This window comes from Campylobacter concisus, assembly GCF_902460595.1.
Classification (GTDB): domain Bacteria; phylum Campylobacterota; class Campylobacteria; order Campylobacterales; family Campylobacteraceae; genus Campylobacter_A; species Campylobacter_A concisus_BL.
Window position 1 is genome coordinate 57003 of the sequence record NZ_CABPVA010000004.1, and the last position, 5562, is coordinate 62564.

Below are 5562 nucleotides of genomic sequence, written 5' to 3' on the forward strand. Positions count from 1 at the left end.
ATCTAGCTCAAACTTCTTAAAGCTAACCCTTGGATTTATAGTTAGCTTATCATGTGAGATAAACTCTTTTTTTAAGTATTTCTCACGTCCAGCTCTTGCTATCATTAGCGCATTATCGGAGCAAAACTCAAGTGGAGCTAGCAAAAGCTCGCACCCATTTTTTTGGCAAAGAGTTTCAAGCCTTTTGCGTAAATTTAAATTTGCACTTGCTCCGCCAACCACGCCAAAGCGCTTGAAATTTCTTAGCTTGAAGACCTTTTCAAGCTTATTTAAGATGTGCTCGCAGGCTGTGTTTTCAAAGGCGTAGCAAATATCTGAGATATCTTTTTGTGTGATAGTTGCAAGCTTTGAAATTTCAACTCTGACTTGGTTTTTAAGCCCTGAAAAGCTGTACTCAAGGCGTTTATCGTGAAGAAGCGGGACGGTAAATTTAAACCTCTCTTTATCCTCACACAAAAGGGCATTTTGCTGCACCACAGCGCCTCCTGGATAGCCAAGATCAAGCATCTTTGCCACCTTGTCAAAGCTCTCGCCAAAGCTATCATCGCCAGTGCTTGCAAGCTCTAATATCTCGTCATTTTCGCTAATCTCTAGTATCATCGTGTGTCCGCCACTTACTAGCAGCACGCCTAGCGGAAATTTGGCTTCACGATCTAAAAATAGAGAATATATGTGTCCAACAAGATGATTTACAGCAATTAGTGGGATATTTAGGGCGATACTTAGCGCTTTTGCCATGCTGACGCCACCTATCAGGCTCACGCTTAGCCCTGGCTCGTTTGTCACGGCGATCGCTTTAATATCTTTTAAATTTGGCAAGATATCATTTAAAAGTGCTGGCAGTGCCTTTGTGTGAAGCCTCGCTGCAAGCTCTGGGACCACGCCACCAAATATAGCGTGCTCCTCTTCTTGCGAGATCTTTTTATAATAAATTTGCTCTAGCGTGCGTTCATCTATGAGCGCAACAGAGCTGTCATCGCAGCTGCTTTCTATGCCAAGTATCATCTAAACTCCGCTAGTATCATGCCAGCAAATTTCTCTTTGCCATTTTCGCTTTTGTAAAACTCGACTCGGTAAATTTTGCCGTCTTTATCTATGCTGTAGCTCTTGTTTAGGCTATTTTTATCGATGTCCTGCTCGCTCTCATCAACGCTTTTTGTGCCATATCCTATAACATTTACGCGCACGTTTTTGAGCGATTTTACTTTAAAGCTCTTTTTCACGCTAAATTTATCGCCACTTTTTAGCACCTGCTCGTTGCCATCGCTCAAAAGAGAAATTTTATCAAGCGGCTTTGCAAACTCAAAGTATTGCGGCTTTAGCCTTGTGACAGAGCGGTTGCCATACTGCACTTTGTAAGTCTCTTTATCTTTTATGACGGCGATTAGCGGATTTGGCGAGTGGTAGTTTAGCTCGCCCTTTTTAAATGGCACGAAGCTTATCACTGGTTTTAAATTTTTAAGGCTAAGAGCGTAGCTGTCAAACAGTTCTAGTCTTATCTCTTTTTCGATCGCCTTTTTCACGCTTTTGACATCAAGCGCAAATGGCCTAGTAAAGCTAATACCAGCCTTTTTCATATACTCTTCGATCGCTACTAGGTGATAATATGTCCTTTGCTCGGCGTTTAAATTTTTGCTAGCTTCGTTTGCAAAGGCTGACTTGTTTTGCGTGATAGCGTAGTAGGTGAGGCTTTTTAGCATCTCTTTATCGCCCATCGCTGTGTGCGTATTTTTGATGTGATACTGATGTTTTGGATCTATGAGGTGCTTATTTAGCACGTCTTTTACGCTTGATGCGATGTTTTCAAGCTCTGGATACTTTGAGCCTGGTAGCGTGCTTTGATCGATGATGCAGGTGTTACCCCATTTGTCTGGATTTTCATCCTTGCTTATAAATTTATCTCTGTAATATCCGCTACCATCGTGTAAATTTAAGATGAGCGTGACGTTTTTGTCGGTGATGACGTCTTTTATCTTCATCACTGAGTTGTAGTCTGGATCGTCCTTTTCGACGTGGGCGAATTTTCTATTCATATCGCCCTTTGTGCCGCGACTTCGCTCGATGATACTTGGGAAATTTAAATTTGGCACGACCCAAAGCGAGCCTTTTGTGATGTTGTAGTCAGTCGCCACGATAGAAGCCGCCAAAAAGCCACCTGGCTCGTCGCCTTGTATGCCACCGATTAAGAGCATAGTATTGCTACTTGGCTCACCTTTTTTGATAAGTGCATAGTCCAGTGCGCTTGCATTTGCAAGGCTTGCAGCCGCTAGAGCTGCTAGAAAAAGTCTAAATTTACGCATTAATATCCTTCGTAATGCTTTGTCTTTGGCAAAAGCAAATTTAAAACTATACCAGTAACCGCGCCAAGTCCGATACCTGAAAATTTAACCGCTCCAAGGTCAAGCACCATGCCGCCGATGGCAAAGATGAAGATGAGGGCTACGATTATCATATTTCTAGGATCAGCAAGATCGACTCTGTTTTTTATAAGTGTCTCCATGCCAACACTTGCGATGATGCCAAAAAGTAGCAGCATGATGCCGCCGATGACTGGGGCCGGGATGGTTGAGAGCACCGCACCAAGCTTGCCAACAAAGGCTAGCACGATAGCAGTGATCGCTGCAAAGGTCATGATCGCTGGATTATACGCTTTTGTAAGGCTAACCGCGCCTGTGACCTCTGAGTAGGTGGTGTTTGGCGGACCACCAAAGGCAGCAGCAAGCGAAGTGGCTAGACCGTCGCCTAAAAGTGTATTTTTTAGCCCTGGATTTTTCAAAAAATCCTCTTTTGTGACGTTTGAGATAGCGAGCATATCGCCGATGTGCTCGATCGCTGGGGCGATGGCGATAGGTATCATGTAGATGATCGCTTCAAGTTCAAATTTTGGTGCGCTAAAGCTTGGCACTCTAAACCAAGGGGCGCTTGCGATGGCGCTAAAATCAACCATGCCAAAGCAGTAAGCCACGATGTAGCCAGCGATGATGCCAAGCAGGATCGGTATGAGCCTAAACATCCCCCGTCCTAGCATCATGACAACGATAGTGGCGATAAGCGATGTGGCTGCAACTATCATCGCTACGTTTTGAGTGTAGGTTTCGGTAGCTGAAGTAGCCATCTTAACGGCATTAGGAGCTAGTATCAGACCTATGGTCATGATGACAGGACCAACGACGACTGGAGGCAAAATTTTATGCAAAATTTTCTCTCCGCCAAAGCGAACAACAAGACTTAGCGCGACATAGAAAAATCCAGCAAATATAACGCCGCCCATCGTCACTGGTATGCCCCATTTTTCGATGCCGTACTGAAGCGGAGCGATGAAGGCAAACGAGCTTGCTAGAAATATCGGCGGGACGTTTTTTCTAGTTATTAGCTGAAAAAGCAGTGTGCCAAGACCTGCTGTAAAGAGCGCGACGTTTGCATCAAGCCCCGTAAGGATAGGCACGAGCACGAGCGCACCAAAGGCGACAAACAGAAACTGCACACCGATCAAGCTTTGTCTAAGATCAAATTTATACCCCTCATACCTTTGCATTTAGCATCCTTTTTGCGTATTCTCTAACCTCTTTATCAACTTCATAAATTTCATCTATGCTTGAAATTTTCAGACCTTTAAATTTCTTTACTGAGCCTAAAATAAGCCTTGATATATCCAAAAATGAGCACTTTTTCTCTAAAAAGCTAAATACCCCAACCTCATTTGCAGCGTTTATGACGACACCTAGATCAGGACTAGCTAAGACTTCGTCTTTTAGTGAAAATACTGGATATTTTTTAGGGCTGATCTTGTGAAATTTGATATTTTTTAGATCAAGTAAATTTGCGTGTGAGACGATGTTTTCGCTCACTTTTTCAAGCATAGCATGCGCGATAGCTAGCTTCATATCAGGGCGTGAGAGGTGCATCGTGCTTGAGCCATCGATAAACTCGACTACGGCGTGGATGGCTGAGGTTGGCTCTATCACGGCCTCGATATCTTTGATACCGTAAAGCCAGTAGGCCTCCATCACCTCAAAAAGCTTGTTTGTCATCGTCGCGCTATCAATGGTGATCTTTGCACCCATATCCCAGTTTGGGTGTTTAAGCGCGTCAGACGGCGTGGCATCTTTTAGAAATTTGATCGGCTTTTTATAAAATGCCCCACCGCTTGCCGTGATGATGAGCTTGCTTGGGGTAGTTTTGTTTTCTAGTAGAAATTTAAGCCCAAAATGCTCGCTATCAATGGGCAAAATTTCTCTTGTTTTTAAAAATTTACCGCCAACTACAAGGCTCTCTTTATTTGCAAGTGCTAGTTTTTTGCCAAGCGCTTGCGTCTTTAGACTAGGGGCTAGGCCAGCAAAGCCCACAAGGGCATTTATCACCTTTTTTGAGCTTGAAATTTCAAGCATTTCTAGCAGTCCAGCCTCTCCAAAAAAGATCTTTTTGGCCTCAATATTTTTTACATTTTTAACTAGCTTTTCGTCGCCCACGCAGACAAATTTTGGCTTAAATTTTAAAATTTGCTCATTTAGTAAAGCTACGTTTTTAGCGCAGCTTAGTGCCTCGACGCTAATGTCAAATTTCTCGCAGAGCGCTAGAGTATTTTTGCCGATCGAGCCAGTTGAGCCAAGTATTACCACGATAGCGACCAAAGTAGGGCGACAACGCCAAATAAATAGCCATCTATCCTATCAAGCATACCGCCGTGTCCTGGAAATAGCGAGCCACTGTCTTTGACGCCACAAAGTCTCTTTAGATAGCTCTCAAAGAGGTCTCCCCAGACCGCAAAGACACAGACTAAAAAGCTTGAAAATAGAATTTGAAAAAAACCATCTGTTACGAAATTTCCAACTACGCAACCAACTATGGTGCCTACTACCACGCCACCAACTGCGCCCTCGATAGTCTTGTTTGGTGAGCTTGGGCTAAATGGATGCTTGCCAAACATCTTACCAACGAAAAATGCGCCACTATCGCTTGCAACGACGCTTAAGATAAGCCACGCAAGATAGCCCATGCCATACTCCGAGTAGAGCATCCACATCATAAAGATAGGAGTTGTCGGATAGACAAAAGGGGCAACTAGCTTTAAATTTTCGCTTTTTATGTGCGCAAGGATAGATGCCACTAGCATGATCGCAAGGATCGCGATGAAGATCGGATTTGTAAAATATGTAAGCACGTAAAATGCGAGCGCTGCATAAACTAGCTGTTTGTGATCGATGCCATAAAGCTTGAGCGACTCATTAAAGGCAAAGTAAAGCACAGCGCCAAGCAAAATAAAATTTAAAATATAATTATCTATAAAAAAAACTACCAAAATAGCAACAAACATCAAAACGCCAGTGATAATGCGTGAAGACATACACTCTCCTTAAAATCGTTATTTTGCTGTAATTATAACACTATAAATTTAGACGGCGTTTATAAGAGTGAAATTTGGTTTAAAATGTGTTTGAAAATTTGATACGAGCATGGAAGGATATTTGATAGAGCTTTATATTTTCATGTGGTTTATTAAATTTTAAAATTTTATGAACAAGTAATTTCGGCTCTAAAATTTGAGCTAAGATATAGGCGAAG

Annotated in this window: 5 protein-coding genes; all 5 read right to left on the minus strand. The window is 42.8% G+C overall.

The features are described from left to right. Positions 1 to 1005 (minus strand): tRNA (adenosine(37)-N6)-threonylcarbamoyltransferase complex transferase subunit TsaD (gene tsaD / locus F3G86_RS07400; protein WP_149723619.1); only part of this gene is annotated, 1005 nt, incomplete at its 3' end. Further along, positions 1002 to 2300, minus strand: coding sequence for a M99 family carboxypeptidase catalytic domain-containing protein (locus F3G86_RS07405; protein ID WP_149723489.1), 1299 nt, complete (start codon positions 2298 to 2300; stop codon positions 1002 to 1004). The genes F3G86_RS07405 and tsaD, both read right to left, overlap by 4 nt. Then, entirely contained in the window at positions 2300 to 3535 is a 1236-nt protein-coding gene (locus F3G86_RS07410; RefSeq protein WP_103568594.1) for a uracil-xanthine permease family protein, read from the minus strand. Before F3G86_RS07410 ends, F3G86_RS07405 begins: the two co-directional genes overlap by 1 nt. Further along, positions 3522 to 4631: a 1-deoxy-D-xylulose-5-phosphate reductoisomerase gene (gene dxr, locus F3G86_RS07415; RefSeq protein WP_149723490.1), complete on the minus strand. Its 1110-nt coding sequence runs from the start codon at positions 4629 to 4631 to the stop codon at positions 3522 to 3524. The genes F3G86_RS07410 and dxr overlap by 14 nt, the downstream gene beginning before the upstream one ends. Beyond that, positions 4613 to 5344, minus strand: coding sequence for a phosphatidate cytidylyltransferase (locus tag F3G86_RS07420; protein WP_103599263.1), 732 nt, complete (start codon positions 5342 to 5344; stop codon positions 4613 to 4615). The genes dxr and F3G86_RS07420 overlap by 19 nt, the downstream gene beginning before the upstream one ends. Positions 5345 to 5562 lie beyond the last annotated feature (218 nt).

What these genes read in the sequence shown, in the direction of transcription:
- F3G86_RS07405 (WP_149723489.1), bottom strand. Translation starts at nt 2,300, where the DNA reads ATGCGTAAATTTAGACTTTTTCTAGCAGCTCTAGCGGCTGCAAGCCTT.
- F3G86_RS07410 (WP_103568594.1), bottom strand. Translation starts at nt 3,535, where the DNA reads ATGCAAAGGTATGAGGGGTATAAATTTGATCTTAGACAAAGCTTGATC.
- F3G86_RS07420 (WP_103599263.1), bottom strand. Translation starts at nt 5,344, where the DNA reads ATGTCTTCACGCATTATCACTGGCGTTTTGATGTTTGTTGCTATTTTG.